Source organism: Shewanella phaeophyticola (genome assembly GCF_025398315.1).
GTDB classification, from domain to species: Bacteria; Pseudomonadota; Gammaproteobacteria; order Enterobacterales; family Shewanellaceae; genus Shewanella; species Shewanella phaeophyticola.
This window is the reverse complement of sequence record NZ_JAODOQ010000001.1, coordinates 4688866-4704428: the sequence shown is the minus strand read 5'-3', so window position 1 is coordinate 4704428 and position 15563 is coordinate 4688866. Positions and strand designations below refer to the sequence as shown.

Annotated in this window: 10 protein-coding genes, 1 other RNA gene and 1 pseudogene; 4 read left to right on the top strand and 8 right to left on the bottom strand. The window is 41.8% G+C overall.

Going from position 1 to position 15563, the window contains the following annotated elements; all coding sequences use genetic code 11:
- Positions 1 to 116: 116 nt before the first annotated feature.
- The 6 genes and pseudogenes from N4T56_RS21940 to N4T56_RS21915 form a co-directional block, all read right to left on the bottom strand.
- The gene (locus tag N4T56_RS21940; protein WP_261734698.1) at positions 117 to 1094 is read right to left on the bottom strand and encodes a transposase; all 978 of its coding nucleotides are present in this window, start codon (positions 1092 to 1094) and stop codon (positions 117 to 119) included.
- 527 nt (positions 1095 to 1621) lie between these two features.
- Positions 1622 to 1870, bottom strand: a complete 249-nt coding sequence (locus N4T56_RS21935) for a hypothetical protein (protein WP_261734697.1) — start codon at positions 1868 to 1870, stop codon at positions 1622 to 1624.
- A gap of 110 nt (positions 1871 to 1980) precedes the next feature.
- Positions 1981 to 3339 (bottom strand): biosynthetic peptidoglycan transglycosylase, encoded by a 1359-nt coding sequence (locus tag N4T56_RS21930; protein WP_261734696.1) that lies wholly within the window; start codon positions 3337 to 3339, stop codon positions 1981 to 1983.
- 584 nt (positions 3340 to 3923) lie between these two features.
- On the bottom strand, positions 3924 to 4526 hold the full coding sequence (locus N4T56_RS21925; protein ID WP_261734695.1) for a hypothetical protein: 603 nt from the start codon (positions 4524 to 4526) through the stop codon (positions 3924 to 3926).
- Between the two features lie 291 nt (positions 4527 to 4817).
- Positions 4818 to 7121: pseudogene (locus N4T56_RS21920) on the bottom strand (YgiQ family radical SAM protein).
- Between the two features lie 199 nt (positions 7122 to 7320).
- Complete coding sequence (locus tag N4T56_RS21915; RefSeq protein ID WP_261734694.1) at positions 7321 to 7716, bottom strand: MAPEG family protein; 396 nt, start codon at positions 7714 to 7716, stop codon at positions 7321 to 7323.
- A gap of 174 nt (positions 7717 to 7890) precedes the next feature.
- On the opposite strand from N4T56_RS21915, the gene N4T56_RS21910 reads away from it, so the two are divergent.
- Positions 7891 to 9111 carry a threonine/serine exporter family protein gene (locus tag N4T56_RS21910; protein WP_261734693.1) on the top strand — a complete coding sequence of 407 codons (1221 nt, stop codon included), beginning with the start codon at positions 7891 to 7893 and terminating at the stop codon, positions 9109 to 9111.
- 286 nt (positions 9112 to 9397) lie between these two features.
- Complete coding sequence (locus N4T56_RS21905) at positions 9398 to 10966, top strand: ShlB/FhaC/HecB family hemolysin secretion/activation protein (RefSeq protein WP_261734692.1); 1569 nt, start codon at positions 9398 to 9400, stop codon at positions 10964 to 10966.
- A gap of 361 nt (positions 10967 to 11327) precedes the next feature.
- Here the strand turns inward: N4T56_RS21905 and N4T56_RS21895 are convergent, their stop codons facing one another.
- A complete protein-coding gene (locus tag N4T56_RS21895; protein ID WP_390904140.1) occupies positions 11328 to 13448 on the bottom strand; it encodes a TonB-dependent siderophore receptor in 2121 nt (706 codons plus the stop codon).
- Positions 13449 to 13803: 355 nt separating this feature from the next.
- Here N4T56_RS21895 and N4T56_RS22895 point away from each other — a divergent pair, with 355 nt between their 5' ends.
- On the top strand, positions 13804 to 13908 hold the full coding sequence (locus tag N4T56_RS22895) for a hypothetical protein (protein ID WP_390904139.1): 105 nt from the start codon (positions 13804 to 13806) through the stop codon (positions 13906 to 13908).
- A 252-nt stretch (positions 13909 to 14160) separates the two neighbouring features.
- Positions 14161 to 14988, top strand: coding sequence for a mechanosensitive ion channel family protein (locus N4T56_RS21890; protein WP_261734691.1), 828 nt, complete (start codon positions 14161 to 14163; stop codon positions 14986 to 14988).
- 168 nt (positions 14989 to 15156) lie between these two features.
- Here the strand turns inward: N4T56_RS21890 and rnpB are convergent.
- Positions 15157 to 15524: RNase P RNA component class A (gene rnpB / locus N4T56_RS21885), an RNA gene on the bottom strand.
- Between the last annotated feature and the right edge of the window lie 39 nt (positions 15525 to 15563).

Here is a 15563-nt window from a genome sequence, read left to right as displayed (position 1 = left end):
GCTAAAACATTATCGTTAAATGAGTGATTTATGGTCATCTAAGAAATTCGGCATAGCAGAAAAACTTGATAGCTATCAAGTGTTAGAAGAATTGTAATTTGATTGGGGATGATGACTTAAGCGCACAACCAGCGCTGACAATTTGCAGCGCCTTGTCGTCGTTTTCGGTCTAAATGCTCACAGTATTCAGTTAAGGCAGGTAGTGCACCTACAGCACCTTTAAATAATGCACCAAATTCAGTGGTGATTTTAAGCCAATTTTCCGCGGGGATGTTGAGTCTATTCAGTATGTCCTGGCTGCTTGAGCTAATGGCGCCGCGCTTATCTTCTCGAATGATACGACCGGTATCTTCAACCAATACTATGTAGTCTTTCACGCTGAACATAAGCCCGTTAGGCAAATTGAGTCGCTCATTACCCACAAACGGTAATAGCTCTGGTGGTTGCTCGCCTTTCATCGCTGAATTGATACGTCTTTGAATACTGGTGTAATATGAGGTTTCTGGAGTTGTTGCCATTTTGGCTCTGACTGGGTTTAAATCCACATAAGCCATACAGGCTAATACCGCGGCTTCATCAAGCAATGCTTGAGACTTAAAGCGTCCTTCCCAAAAGCGACCTGTGCACTTATCTTCTTTGTTGGCCATTCTGGCGATGGGCTCACTAAGTGAGCGCATGAACCAACTGATATCAATTAAGCGCTTACGGTATTCGGTAATGCATTCATTAACCGTTTGAAGTTCAAACTGGTTAAGGTCTTCCTCTTTTAGGAACTTGTGCGTGAGTAACGTACCTTTAAAGCCCTTGTGCCATTGAATGAGCACTTCTTTATCTGACCACTTTTTTGCTTTGTCAGCATCAACTTTTATAACCACATGTAAATGATTGCTCATCACGGCATAAGCACAGATATCAATGGCAAAAATAGTTGCTAATTCTAGAATCCGGGAGTCGACCCACTCGCGCCGATGCTCAAAGTTCTCACCTGTCGAATTATCAATGCCGCACAAGAATGCCTTACGCACCACACGAGAACAGCAGTGGTAGTAAGGTGTATCTTCCAGGCTAACGATTGTCTGTCTTGGTCTGGCCATCTTTAATTACCGTTTGGAAAGGGTAAATAAAGCGTAGTTCAGCGTTCATTATTTCGCCAACTATTATGGGTGGCCATGTAAATATTCGATGGGTGGCCATGTAAATATTCGAGATAAAGCGCAGATTAGCAACGCGCCGTTGCCCCTGTTGTCAGCAACCAATGCGCTTTATGGGCATAGTGAAACGACCGACAAACTTAATACCCTGAACTTAAGTTGAAAATGATAATAAGGATAATGGTTTAACTGAATACCGTGGAGGGTTAATTTAAGATACTGAAATATAGCGAGTTAACTAATTAGCAAGGAGGCTAAGGGAACAGGCTGTCTACTGAAAAGTAGCTAGCTAACAATCACATCAAACAGCGCGTTTTCTCGAGCTGTTAATTACATAATAAAGAGTCACATCTCACGTATTCGGGCTTGTTCAACACTTGGGATAAGGACGCGGCTTCGCGCGGCCTATCCTTATTTGTTATATGCCTTTACAGACGATCCATTTGGCTTCGCCAGTGACCGATTAAGGCTCACCAAATAACTTCAATATACTCTGGAGTTTCATGTTCAAATGCAACCTCAGGCCAAATATCGAGAAATGAGCCCATACCGCCACCTTTAAACATTTTTAGACGAGATAAAACTATTTTCTTATCGTCTCGCTCAAGCAACTCAGCAATTTCATTTAAACGAGAAACCCAACCGGGCGGACAATGATGTTCAGCGCAAAATTTTGCTAAAGCTTTAGTTGTTTGGATTTGACCTTTATCGCCGACCACGACTTCTCCTTGGCATATAACGCCCAGCACAGAGGCGAGTTAAGCTGGTGCTTGTTTTGCTGATTTTTGCAAAACGAGTGACAGTTTGACGAGTCCACTGCTGCTGTTTGTTAAGCATTTATTCCCTTTACCAACTTTAGTAAATCTGCTTCAGTAGCAATTATTTTTTTATTTTGAACAGCTTCTGTATACAGATTGATTAGTGACTTTAAATCACTGCGATCCATTATCCCTTGATCTCTTGCTGATCTTGCAGTTTCTATTATTTTATTAACAAGCAGCCTTGATCTTATATTACTAACCCGCTCAATAAGGAAAAAAGCCTGTGCATTGGTTGCATTCTTTACTGGCTCTTTCCAAAAATACTCCATAGCTTCAACCACACCAAAGCACCCACGCTCAAAGCGTACTGATGAAATGTAGATTTCCAAAATTGTTTCCTTTGGAAAAATACTTGTAATCCATGGAGCTAGCGCAAGCTCGATTAATTTCCGCCTCTTTGTTTTACTCAAATCTTGAATAAAAAGAGTTCGAGTTAACTGTTGTACTATCGTCGATCCGCCAGATTTAGGTTTGATTTTCATTAAACCTAATATAATTCTTGCTAGGGACTTGTAACTAATACCGGAATGAGAATAAAAGTCTTTATCTTCAATAAAAACTAGAAATTTCTTTATATTTCTTGTCGTTACTTTGATCCTATCAGTTTCATAACAGGCTAGTTTTGCACGATAAATAATATACTCAATATTTTGTGTTAATGGTAAGCCAATAATTCTTGATAATTGTTTGTAGAAAATAAGCCTTGATGTCTCATGAGTATCGAGCAGAGAAACTCTAAAAATCAACATTGAAGCAACAAACCAAGCTAGTCCCATGGATAAAATAGATGAGAGGTATAATTCATGAGGCATTACATCTGGATTTTGTTTTACAAAATATGCGCATAAAAACAAAACAACTGAGCTAGATATAATTGAGATAATCCAGAAAGGATAAGCTGCATATGTAAGCCACCCTGGAAATAGTTTTAAAGCAAGCGGTTGATCAGCGCCTTCAACTCTCCAGTTAGGCAGAAGTAGCTGTACTTGCCCATAACTTAGACCTAGCATTCTTCTCAAAATAATTACTTTTCGACCAGCAAAAACTATAGCTCTTTGTCTGTCTGCAAAATATTTAAGGCTTATAAAAGAAAACCCAATGATTATAGATAAAAGAATAAGAGATATTATATAAGGAGGAATAATATCGTTGAAGACTGAGATAAGTTGGTTTGACGATCCAACCAGCAAAGAACCTAAAGCGGCAGACGCGACTAACGTCACATTGGAGGCATTAAGAAAGACCCTCTCTTCAGATTCAAGATTTTTAGCGGCAACCTTATACTCTTCTAGAGCGATGTCTCGATCATGAAAGTTGTATGTTGGAAAATGCTGTCTCCAACCATTTTTGTAATCTTCTTCGATCAATGCACGGTTTCCATTCTATTGCTTAACAGCTTATTGAAGGGCAAATGAAAATTAAAGTCGCCCTTTAAGTTATTGATTATTAACATCCTACATTTACTATCTTATTGTTGTAAAGCAGTTTTATTTAACGCCACTGACACATAAAAGCGAGCTTGCACGTTAAAAGTGGACTTAATATTCGTCAAAGATTAAAAGCACATTTATTTCAATGCACTACGAAATAAACAAACTATTTGTCGTACGACTTTAGTTTACTTATTAGCCGATTTAGCTTGAAAACACGTCAAAACCCATTATAACTGTATATAAACACAGTATAGGTAACATAAAGGGGAAAATGATGGCAGAAACTGGATATTTATCCGACATTTGTAAGCCAGTTACTGATTAAAGTGTAAAAATGAGCGAGGCGCCACGACGTTAGTGGCCGCAGGCCATAGGTACAAAAGTACAAAGCAAACACCTGGATCCCGGCTCAAAAGCATTGCCGGGAAAACATATCTAATGGTGGTTACTGTCGCTGCAAGCAAAGTATGCTTAAATCAATTATGTCGCTGGAAGCAGAGTATGGGTTCAGCGACAAATTACTCATGCCCCCATGGCACAGGTGGTAATGCAACTGGTTTGGTTAAATCAAACTCCACCTTAAAATCGCGATTCTCACGTGTTAAGCGATACGTAAAAGTATGCGCTTCAATCATCATCTGCCACACATTGGTAACCGACTGATCTAGGCCATTTTGTTTAAAGTTAACGATGGATTCATCATCAACTGGAAACGATTGCATGTTGGCGGTACCCACATCGCGGGTGTCGCCACCGTACATGGTAACTTTATCTTCAGAGCCGTCTTTGTGGCGATGATCGTGTTTTAAGCGTAAGCCTGTGTCAGTTTGGGTGATAACCCAGGTGCGTGAGTGATCGTCACCGACATGAAATGGTACTTTTAATTGAGTGTCGCTGCATTCGCGTACATGCATAATCAGTGCTTTACCACTAAATCCATCATCTTCACTGCCACCAGCAGTGATTTTACCAGCAAACGCCTGGCCGCAAAGCTTGGCTATCGACTCAAAAAATTGTTGATGTTGCACTGAGTTCGCGGCGTTACTTGGGGCGGAGATTAATGCTGCGCTACAGACTAATGCGCTAATGAAGTAACCACGTAATGTACTCGTTCTAGTCATATTGCTGATCCCTTGCTTATTGATATTTTTATTGCACACAGAGTACATGCTTTGCGAAGTGATACCAATCAGGATAAATAAGTGTTCAGAGATTGCGTAGGAAAAATCGCTTAGAATAAGGCAGAAATTGCAGCGAGCGAGTTGTTCTAACTTCAAAATGTCTAACGACGTTATAAGTGGTTTTAACCAATAAGAATGATCACATTCTTGTGCTGATTGGTATGAGGCTACAGATAAACTAAACCCGCATAAATGCGGGTTTAGTGGTTAACGCGATATATAGTTAACTGACTACTTAGCGTATTTAGACTTGGTAGTCCAACCGGTTTTAGCGGGTCGTTTAGCCCCAGTTGCTTTAGCTGGCTGACCGCTGTTTTTTGCCGTTGCTTTTGGCTTTTGCCCCGCAGGCTTAGCTTTGGATTTATCAGCTTTTGATGCGCCTTTACGGTCTTCAAATTGGTCAGCAGAAAAACGGGTCATGGCTTTTTGGCCACCTTGATTTTTGCCTTTAGCCGCTGGCTTTTGGCCCATTTCACTCGATTTTGCTCGTTACGGGTTTCTGGCGGTACCAAATGTTGTGGACCATTACCAATTAAATACTCTTTACCCATAGCAACTAAGGCTTCACGGATCATCGGCCAGCCTGCTGGGTCGTGATAACGTAATAAAAACTTATGCAATTTACGTTGGCGACCTTTTTTAGGCACGCTCACCTGCTCACTGTCGTGTTTAACGTTTTTCAACGAGTTAAGCTCGGTATGGTAAATGGTTGTAGCATTAGCCATAGGCGATGGATAAAAGTTTTGTACTTGATCAAGTTTAAACTTTTGCCCTTTTAGCCACAACGCAAGGTTAATCATGTCATCATCGGTAGTGCCAGGATGCGCAGAGATAAAGTATGGGATTAAGAACTGCTCTTTACCGGCTTCTTTTGAAAACTTATCAAACAGTTCTTTAAACTTGTCGTAAGTGCCCATGCCTGGCTTCATCATTTTACTGAGAGAGCCTTCTTCGGTGTGCTCTGGGGCAATTTTTAAATAGCCGCCCACATGATGCTTAGCCAACTCTTTGATGTAGTCAGGGTCTTCAATGGCTAAGTCGTAACGCACACCCGAAGCAATGAGTACCTTTTTAATACCTGGCACATCGCGAGCCGCACGGTATAAATCGATGGTGTGTTTATGATCTGTGCCTAAGTGGCCACAAATAGATGGGTACACACACGACAAACGGCGACAGGTTTTTTCGGCCTTTTCGCTGGTACAGCCTAAACGATACATGTTGGCTGTTGGGCCACCTAAGTCAGATATCACCCCGGTAAAGCCCGGCACCTTTTCTTGAATGTCTTTAATTTCTTTAACAATCGACTCTTGCGAACGGCTTTGAATAATGCGCCCTTCGTGCTCGGTGATTGAACAGAATGAACAACCACCAAAACAACCGCGCATAATGTTGATTGAGGTTTTGATCATGTCGTAAGCAGGAATTTTCTCTTTGCCATAAACCGGGTGTGGCACACGCTGATACGGCAAGTCGAATACGGCGTCCATCTCATCTGTGTTCAGTGGCCAAGCAGGTGGGTTAACCCATACGCCACGGTTAGCGTCGTGTGGCTGAAATAGCGCGCGAGCACAGCCAGGGTTTTGCTCTTGGTGTAAAATACGCGAGGCATGGGCATACAAATATTTGTCTTCGCTGACTTTACTAAAAGCAGGTAAAAGCACATAGGTTTTTTCCCATGGCTTTGGACGAGGAGGTTGAATGCTAATTGGCTTCGGCGCATCGTTATCAAAAATTTTCTTATCGCTTGGATCCTGATAACTTTTCACAGCCAACGTCGTCTGCACCATAAGGATTAGGAATAGGATCAATTTTGTGTAATTGGTCAATTTTACGCGAGTCCATACCGCGCCAGCCCGGCATGGGATCTTTACGCATTACCGCAGTGCCGCGCACGTCATCAATATCACTAATGGCTTCGCCTGCAGCAATACGTCGCGCGACTTCCATAAGCGGGCGTTCGGCATTACCGTAAATTAAGATGTCGGCTTTGGCATCAAAAATAACACTGCGACGCACTTTATCTGACCAGTAATCGTAATGGGCAATACGGCGTAAACTGGCTTCAATACCCCCGATGACAACTGGCACTTCTTTAAAGGCTTCTTTACACCGCTGAGTGTATACCGTTACAGCACGATCTGGGCGTTTACCGCCAATATCACCAGCAGTATAAGCGTCGTCATGACGCAGTTTACGGTCTGCGGTATAACGGTTAATCATAGAGTCCATGTTGCCAGCCGTAACCCCAAAAAACAGGTTTGGTCGACCTAATTGCATAAAGTCTTCTTTGCTGGATCAATTTGGCTGCGAAATAATCCCCACCCGGTAACCTTGAGCCTCAAGCATGCGCCCAATCACCGCCATACCAAAGCTTGGATGGTCTACATATGCATCGCCAGTCACGATAATAATATCGCAACTATCCCAGCCTAGTTTATCCATTTCCTTGCGGGACATAGGTAAAAAAGGAGCTGTTCCGTAGCATTCTGCCCAAAACTTGGGATAATTAAATAACGTTGACTCAACTTGCATGTATATAACCTAAATGAATGGAGAGAAGCGTGTACCGAGTCCGGTAGCAATAATAGCGTGCGGCCGAATTAACGGACGCGGAGTATAGCAGCACGGAGACACTAAGTGTGACTAAAAAAGCAGCAAAAGTGAAATATTTTTATTGGCAATTAACCCTATAAAAAGTGGTGATAAGCCAATATCACCACAGCCAAAGCACTTATAATCCTAGAAAGAAGCCAATATTAGCTACTGCTAAAACCAAAAACACAATCCAAGTGACCAACACTCCCCAAAAGCGACCAAAGTGATAACCACCTTGCCCTTGGTTTAGCCCAATTGCATGTAATAAACGCGCCACAATCCAAACCGTACCGATACTGTGTATTAAGTAAACTGGCATGCCATTCAACTCTGCCAATGCTAACAAAATAAGCACAATAGGTGCGTTTTCAATTAAATTGCCATGCGCTCTTATGGCAATAGACAGTCCTTGGTGACCACCATCGCCGATGCCTATTTTATTTGCCCGACGAAATTTAACCACTTTATAAGATAATGCTAAAACCAGCAGCGCCGTTAAACCTGCATATAAACCCGTTACCATCAATGTCATCAGTTATTCCTTTAGTTGATTATATTATTATTTTGACATCTTCGATTAATACCACAATGCTATTGTGATGTTAAAACAACATTTTGAATCAGTTTGTCTATAAACACACGTTCTAATCGGTTAGTATTCGCGCCAAATTAAGCCCTATACCTTAACAAGAGTGACTATCGCCCAGTGGATAATCAGGATTTTCTAGAAAAACGTAGATTTATCATAAAATTAGGTAAAGCCCTACATAAGTTTGGTACGCCTGCGTATCGCTTAGAATCCCACTTGCAAACGGTATGTAGCACGCTTGGTATTGAAGGTTATTTTTTAATATCGCCCACCTCGATGACATTTGTGCTGCAACACGACACCGAACAAGAATATAACCATGTGGCGCGTGTTAAACCTGGCGACCTTGATTTAGGCTCATTAGCACGTACATTTGAGTTAGTTGAAGAGCTCAGTTCAGGCCAGCGCACCTTACAAGAAGCACTAGAACGCTTAGAAGACATCGCCAATAAACCTAATCCCTATGGCCACAAGTTAACATTGCTTGCTTTTGGCACAAGTGCTGGGGCGTTTGCCATGCTAATGGGCACGGGTTGGCATGATGTTTTTTGGTCAGCCATGCTAGGTTTATTAGTTTACAGCTTGGTGTTTTGGGCTGAGCGTTCTAAACGCATTGCTGAAATGCTCGAGCCTATGGCGGCGGTAGTGTGCGCAATTTTAGCAACGGCTATTTCTCAGTTTGACCCCAGTATTAATTTACCAGTGACCATTTTATCGGGGATTATTATCTTTGTGCCCGGTCTTGCACTCACGTTAGGTTTAGCAGAACTTGCCGCGCGCGATTTAATTTCTGGTACCGCACGTATTATGGATGCGGTAATGCAGTTATTTAAACTGTATTTTGGCGCTGTGCTCGGCATGACCATAGGTAAAGCCATATTTGGCGACGTTACCTATATAGACCCAATCCCCTTACCTCGTTGGGCAATATGGTCGGCAGTGCCATTATTGTCGATGTCGTTAGTGATTATCTTTAAAGCGCGCCTTAAAGACTCGCCTTGGGGCGTGTTTGCCGGGATTGTGGCCTTTTTCTCGGCCATGCTTGGTGGTATTTACTTAGGTGAGTCGATTGGCATTTTTGTTGGTGCATTGGCGGTTGGCATATACTCAAATCTCTATGCCCGCTGGATGAAAGCCCCAGTGTCGATAGCGTTATTGCAGGGCATTGTTATTTTGGTGCCCGGCAGTAAAACCTATATTGGTTTAAACGCACTGATATCGGGTGAAACAATGCTTAACCAAGCACATTTAGGCTCGCAAATATTTTTGATTTTTATGTCTCTCATCGCAGGGCTTATTTTCGCCAACGTTGTGGTTCCGCCGCGTCGTTCGCTGTAGTCGTTCCATTCTCCCAGCAAAAGCGCTGCCGACTAAGCAGCGCTTTGTTCCTATGGTGCAAGTCACGCTAAAACCTTTAAACACTTGACTATTCGTCAATACAAGTGTGTTATTAAGGCAAGCGATAACGCAACCGCTTCATTTTTATTACACTAATCTAACGTTTGGCGTTTCCTTAAAAATATAACAAAAAACATAAGGACGAATTTATGCCAAGAGTCATACTGGCAGCCTTTTTTTCGTCATCTTGCTTTCTCACACCAGCGCCAGCGCTAAAGATGAGCCGGTGAACAAGTCACCAGCAGTATCGACAGTGAATAAACATGATGTCGACAAGGTCGCTAATATCGTCGTTGTCAGTTACCCCATTTTTGATGAATCAGACCCCGATACTATCTTTTTGCATCGTTGGGCAAACTATCTACACATCAACACCACTGAATCTACCATCCTCAACAGTTTAAGCTTTGAAAAAGGCGATAAAATTAGCAAAAAAGATCTGGAAGAAGCCCAGCGTTTACTGCGTTATGAACCCTACATTCGCGATGCCGAAATCAATATTGCTCATAAAGACCCTCTCGCCGAAGACGATGCAGAAGACGTGGTACTGGTTGAGACCTGGGATAACTGGTCATTACTGCCCACAATGAGTCTCAGTACAAACGGCGGTGATACTAAATATTCGTTTGGGATTAAAGAAGATAACTTAATGGGTTTAGGCGTACAAACCAAAATAAAATACCAATCAAGTGCCGACAGAACAGGATATAAGTTTGCATTTGATGCGCCCATTAGGTGGGTAAAACATGGCAGTATTGCCGTCGATTTTTATGATAATAGCGACGGCCAAGCCTCCGCATTAGCATTTAACAAACCCTTTTATTCCCTCGATACAAAGGACATGTATGGCGTTGCCTGGTCTACTGATACCCGTATCGACACCATCAGGCAAAATGGTGATGACATTAATGAGTTTGAACATATTATCGATTACGCCAATGTTGGCTTTGGTTGGTTAGTCGACAAAAATGATGACCATTTACATCGTGTCAGTGTAGGCCTTAGGCAAGAGCAACACGCGTTTAATAATATTGATAGCTACCCTGATTCAACATTGCCCAATACTCGCGACTTTACCTACCCATGGATAAGTTATGAATACTTGCAAGACCAATATAAAGTGTTAAACAATATCCATTTAATCAATAACAATGAAGACTTTAATCTAGGCTGGCGTCACGTAGTCACATTTGGATTAGAAACAAACGATGTTGCCGACAACTCTGCGCTAGGTTACCACTTAACATTTTCAACCACTCGAGGCTGGCAGCAAGAAAATCAGTTATTGTTAATGAGTTTATCAGGTAAGGCTGATATAAAAACTGGCCAACAAGATTTTTATAATGTGGGTATAGCTGCTGAGTACTTTCATGAAATGAACCCCAAATGGACCGCATACTCTAAAGCCAAAATTGCCACATCACACAATAACTATCTCGACCAAACCTTTGCCTTAGGCGATGAAACTGGCATACGAGGTTATCCAAATGACTATCAACACGGTGATAATCAATGGTTACTCACTAGCGAAATTCGCTATTACCCCAATATCAATTTGTATCAATTGGCAGAATTAGGCTGGGCACTGTTTGCCGATGTAGGCCATGCCTTTGGCGGCACAGATGAGTTAAATGAAGTGAGCGGCCCCATTGGCAGCGTCGGCATTGGCGCGAGGTTATATTCATCAAAGTCGAGTTATGGCAATGTTGCCCATATTGATATCGCCATGCCAATGACATCGGGTGAGGACACGAATGAATGGGAATTTCGATTCCAAGTGAAAGAGCATTTTTAAGCATAAAAAAGCCCCACCCGACAACTGAGTTCAGTTTAACGAATGGGGTTATTATTAGGGTCTGTTGATCTTTCAAGGTTGTTTTTGCAGCGAATTGTTGGCCATTACTCATATACAAGTGCGCGGCAGAGACTTTGAAGTGTAGTTATTCTACATAAAAAGTCGATAACGCAGTAAAAATGGCCAACAAACGCTGCCCAAAGGGCTCGGCTAAAAACGTTTTACTCTTTGTTGAATGATTCTTTGTAAATAAAGAGTTGCTTAGATGACTAGGCATCAATCCATTCGTCTCGATTAAAACGTTTTTAACTCGAACAAAATTCAACCAGCAAAGCTCAACAGCCCCTAGATATAAATTGGCTTAAAAGTGATGCGATACCTGCATGACCACTTCTCTCGGTGAGCCGGGGAAATGGCCATTACGCTCTGAAAATCCACTGATAGCATACTCTTTATCGAATAGATTTTTCACATTCAGCTGAAACTGGGTTTGTTGCCATGTGGTGGTCCAGCTCATGTCGAACACAGTGTAAGGTTTGACGATTTGATCGTCAGCACTAACCTGCTCGCTGACGTAATCAGCACCAAAAGCAATTGCCGACTGTAAACTGTCGATATCATAACGGGTCCATAAACCCGCTTGATGTCGCGGCGCATTGACAAATTTACTGCCGTCAGCGTAAGTGTCTCCAACATCTCCTTGAGTTACACGAGCATCGTTATAGGCGTAATTGGCCATAATGGTCCAGTCGGCAGTAATGTCGCCCACTAAGGTAAACTCAAGTCCTTTACTTTCAACCTCGCCTAAGCTGACGAGTGCCGCAATACCATCGTCAGTGCCGGTGTCGTCAGGATTGCTCATGGCGACATCTTTTTTAGTGATTTGATACGCTGCTAATGTGGTCATTACGCTGCCGTCAAACCACTGGTTTTTAACCCCTATCTCAACTTGCTCACCAATTTCTGGATCTAAACCACCGTCGGCATCAGCCTCTTCTTGGTCGCCGATAGACGTTGGGTTAAAGCTTTCAGAGTAGTTCGCATAAAATGAAGTGTCTGGCGAGTATTTATAAACCACACCCGCGCGCGGCGAAATATGATCGTCGCTGAATTCAAAACCGCTCTCTTTGTCATAATCATTAAAATGATCATAACGTAGACCGACTAACAATAACCATTTATCGGTTAAGGTGATTTGGTCTTGAGCATAAAAACCCATACGTTCAATTTTTTCACCATCGCGATTTTGATCCGTTAAGGTGTAATTGGCTGGATCGCTTTCGCCATAGTTCAATTCAAATATATTTAAATTTGCAACACCATCGGCTTCGTATCGTGCACGCCAGTAATCATACTCGCTATCAACATGGTGGTAATCTGCACCAAATAATATTGTTTGTTCAATTGTGCTATCTAGGTGATAAACAAAATCTGAGGTGACACTTACTTCTTGATTAGCACGGTATTGCTTGCGGTATTCACGTTTAATGGTTTCATCATCAACGTTGGCTTCACCGTCACCATTAACATCAACCCAGCCTTGCGACTCGTGATAACCTTGAACACGCTCGTTATCAACAAACCGCACCGTGGTATCAACGCTTAAGTTATCACTAAAAAAGTGCTGCAGTTGTGCTTGTAGTACTGTGGCTTCTAGATTTTGATAATCAGATGCTTCATTGGCGTTATAGCTTGGGTCGACTAAAAAATTACCATCATCGTCTACGGGTACACCGCGTAAACGACTGCCGCCTAAATCTTGCTTAATGTAGTCAATGGTTGTGGTTAATCTTGTGTCATCATCAAGTTGAAATAACAACCCTGCCGTTAACTCAGTATTTTCAGAGTCGGCATTGTTACGAAAACTATCTTTTTGCTCATAAAAAGCCCCGACACGATATGCTATGTTTTCGGTTAACCCGCCTTTAGAATCAATCGAACCTCCGACTCTGTCATCGTCGCCAACAGTAAATGTCACTTCGGTGTCTTGTTCAAAACTCGGTTTTTTGGTGACATAGTTAATCATCCCACCTGGCTCTCCACCGCCATAAAGTGCTGCTGCAGGGCCTTTTAATACTTCGACACGCTCAACGTTGAATAACTGCGGTACCCCAAAACCCGAAAAAGGGTCACCACGTACACCGTCATAAAACACATTGCTGTCATCACGAAAACCACGAAAGGTCACACCAGAGTAACTATACGCACTTACGCCTGCGATAGAACGGTATAAATCGGTAATTTCGCGTGCGGCCTGGTCAACAATAAGTTGTTCATTTAGTACTTGTACCGATTGCGGTAAATCCATCATATCGGTTTCAACTTTGGTACCAACAGAGCTTGAAGACTCACGATAAAAGGTTTGCGCTCGACCCATAACAGTGATTTTTTCGATTGACTCTGTCGCCTCTGTAGTAGCAGGCTCATTAGCACTGACACTCATTACAGGTAACAATAGGCTGAACAACCCAAGATTAACCATTTTCAATTGCATAACACTCTCAACGACAACACTAAAATTTGGCGGCAATATAGCACCAAACATTAATAACAACCATTCTCATTTGATAATTTACATTTGTGCAAGATATGTTACACCCTCAATTAGAGCAGCGGAGCATATGTTTATAGTGTCTGCTGATCTTTCAAGGTTATTTTTGCAGCATTAAGTTATATTTAACGCCTACTTTCTCAAGGAGTCCTTTTCATCGATTTTCAATCAAGTATTTAGCAGGCTTGTCTACAATAGCCAATATATTCATAATGTTAAATAAACATAAATGATTACACTACCCATTTTATAATGCTAAAATTATGGTTGGTATTATTGCAATTTTATATATTGCAATTTTATATATTGCAATTTTATATATTGCAATTTTATATATTGCAATTTTATATATTGCCATATTATTTATTCAATTAACGTTCTATTTATTTAATAGACGTAAGCTTACTGTTAATTTCTGTTTCGAAGTTAAGATACCCAGCAAAAACAAATTCTTTACAGCTCCCCTTAAGGTGATCTTCATCACATTACCCCATGATTGTGTTAAGCTTAGTACCGGCAACAACAATGTTACATTGCACCACAAAATTTAACACACCAAGTTGATATCTAATCAAATGTAAGATCGAATACAAGTTACCCGTAAAACATAAGGCAAGTATTTCTTTTATGCTGGAGGCATTAAATGCAAGACTACGTAGAACAAATCGATATTAATCAATACCTACCGTTAATAATTGATGTAGGGATCAATGTATTATTAGCTGCGCTAATTTTAATTGTTGGTCTTTATATTGCTAATAAAGTGAGCTCAATCATCAATAAAATTGGTGAACGTTACGATAAGCTCGATAACACACTATTCCGTTTTTTAGGCAGTGTAGCGAAGTACATCATTCTCGCTTTTGTTGCTATTGCGGTGTTAAATCGTTTTGGCGTGCAAACAGCCTCTATTGTGGCATTATTAGGTGCTGCGGGTTTAGCTGTTGGTTTAGCATTACAAGGAACATTATCAAACCTTGCTGCTGGCGTAATGTTATTACTATTCCGTCCTTATAAAGTGGGTGACTTTATTAGCGCTGCTGATCGATTCGGTAATGTTCAAGAAATCGATTTATTCACCACAATCCTTAAAACTTTTGATAATCAGCATATTATTGTGCCGAACAGTCAAATTTGGGGCGCTCAAATCGTTAACCATTCCTTCCATGATGTTCGTGGCGTAGATATGCACTTTGGTGTGGCTTACAAAGAAAATACCGATGAAGTACGCAAAGTGATTGATGCGGTATTGGCTGCACATCCACATATTTTAAAAGACCCTGCGCCATTTGTTGAAGTTGAAACCTTAAATGATAGTTCAGTGGATTTCTTGATCCGTCCTTTTTGTCATGGTGAACATTACTTCGGCATCCTGTACTCAATCCCTGAGCAAATCAAAAAAGCACTGGATGAAGCCGGTATTGAAATTCCTTTCCCACACAGAAAGCTAATCATTGAAAAAGAGCAATAATCGCTAAGTTTTGATGACAACAACGAGCAAGTGCCTTAGAGCCTTGCTCGTTTTTATTAGCCTATAAATCGCGCCTGTATTAGCTAGCACCCATTATTATGAAATCTTGATTTAACACCATAAAAAAACAAAAGGCCTCGCATCACTGCGAGGCCTTTCATACTAAAGAGGTTGAGTTGGCCGATAAGCCGGGTCCTGTCGTGGACAGTTATTCATCTAGGCCTGCAATCGCTCACAGGCTCAAGCAACCTACCCGGTTCCTACGCGAGCAGCGCATATACTATTTAAAGTAATGGAACCCTATTTGGTCTTGCTTCGGGTAGAGTTTACCTTGCTACGGACTATTGCTAGCCGCACGGTGCGCTCTTACCGCACCCTTTCACCCTTACCACTTTAGCCAAAGCTAAAATGGCGGTCTCCTCTCTGTTGCACTTGTCGTCGGTTCACACCGCCCAGGCGTTACCTGGTACCCTGCTCTTTGAAGCCCGGACTTTCCTCCCCGCACCTAAGTACGCGGCAACTGTCTGGCCAACTCGGCGCGGATTATAGCGTAAGCACGCCGACAAACCAATGCT

Bases quoted from the DNA above. Each gene is read 5' to 3' on its own strand.
- N4T56_RS21925 (WP_261734695.1), bottom strand. From the start codon at position 4,526: ATGACTAGAACGAGTACATTACGTGGTTACTTCATTAGCGCATTAGTC.
- N4T56_RS21895 (WP_390904140.1), bottom strand. From the start codon at position 13,448: ATGGTTAATCTTGGGTTGTTCAGCCTATTGTTACCTGTAATGAGTGTC.
- N4T56_RS21940 (WP_261734698.1), bottom strand. From the start codon at position 1,094: ATGGCCAGACCAAGACAGACAATCGTTAGCCTGGAAGATACACCTTAC.
- N4T56_RS21915 (WP_261734694.1), bottom strand. From the start codon at position 7,716: ATGACATTGATGGTAACGGGTTTATATGCAGGTTTAACGGCGCTGCTG.
- N4T56_RS21890 (WP_261734691.1), top strand. From the start codon at position 14,161: ATGCAAGACTACGTAGAACAAATCGATATTAATCAATACCTACCGTTA.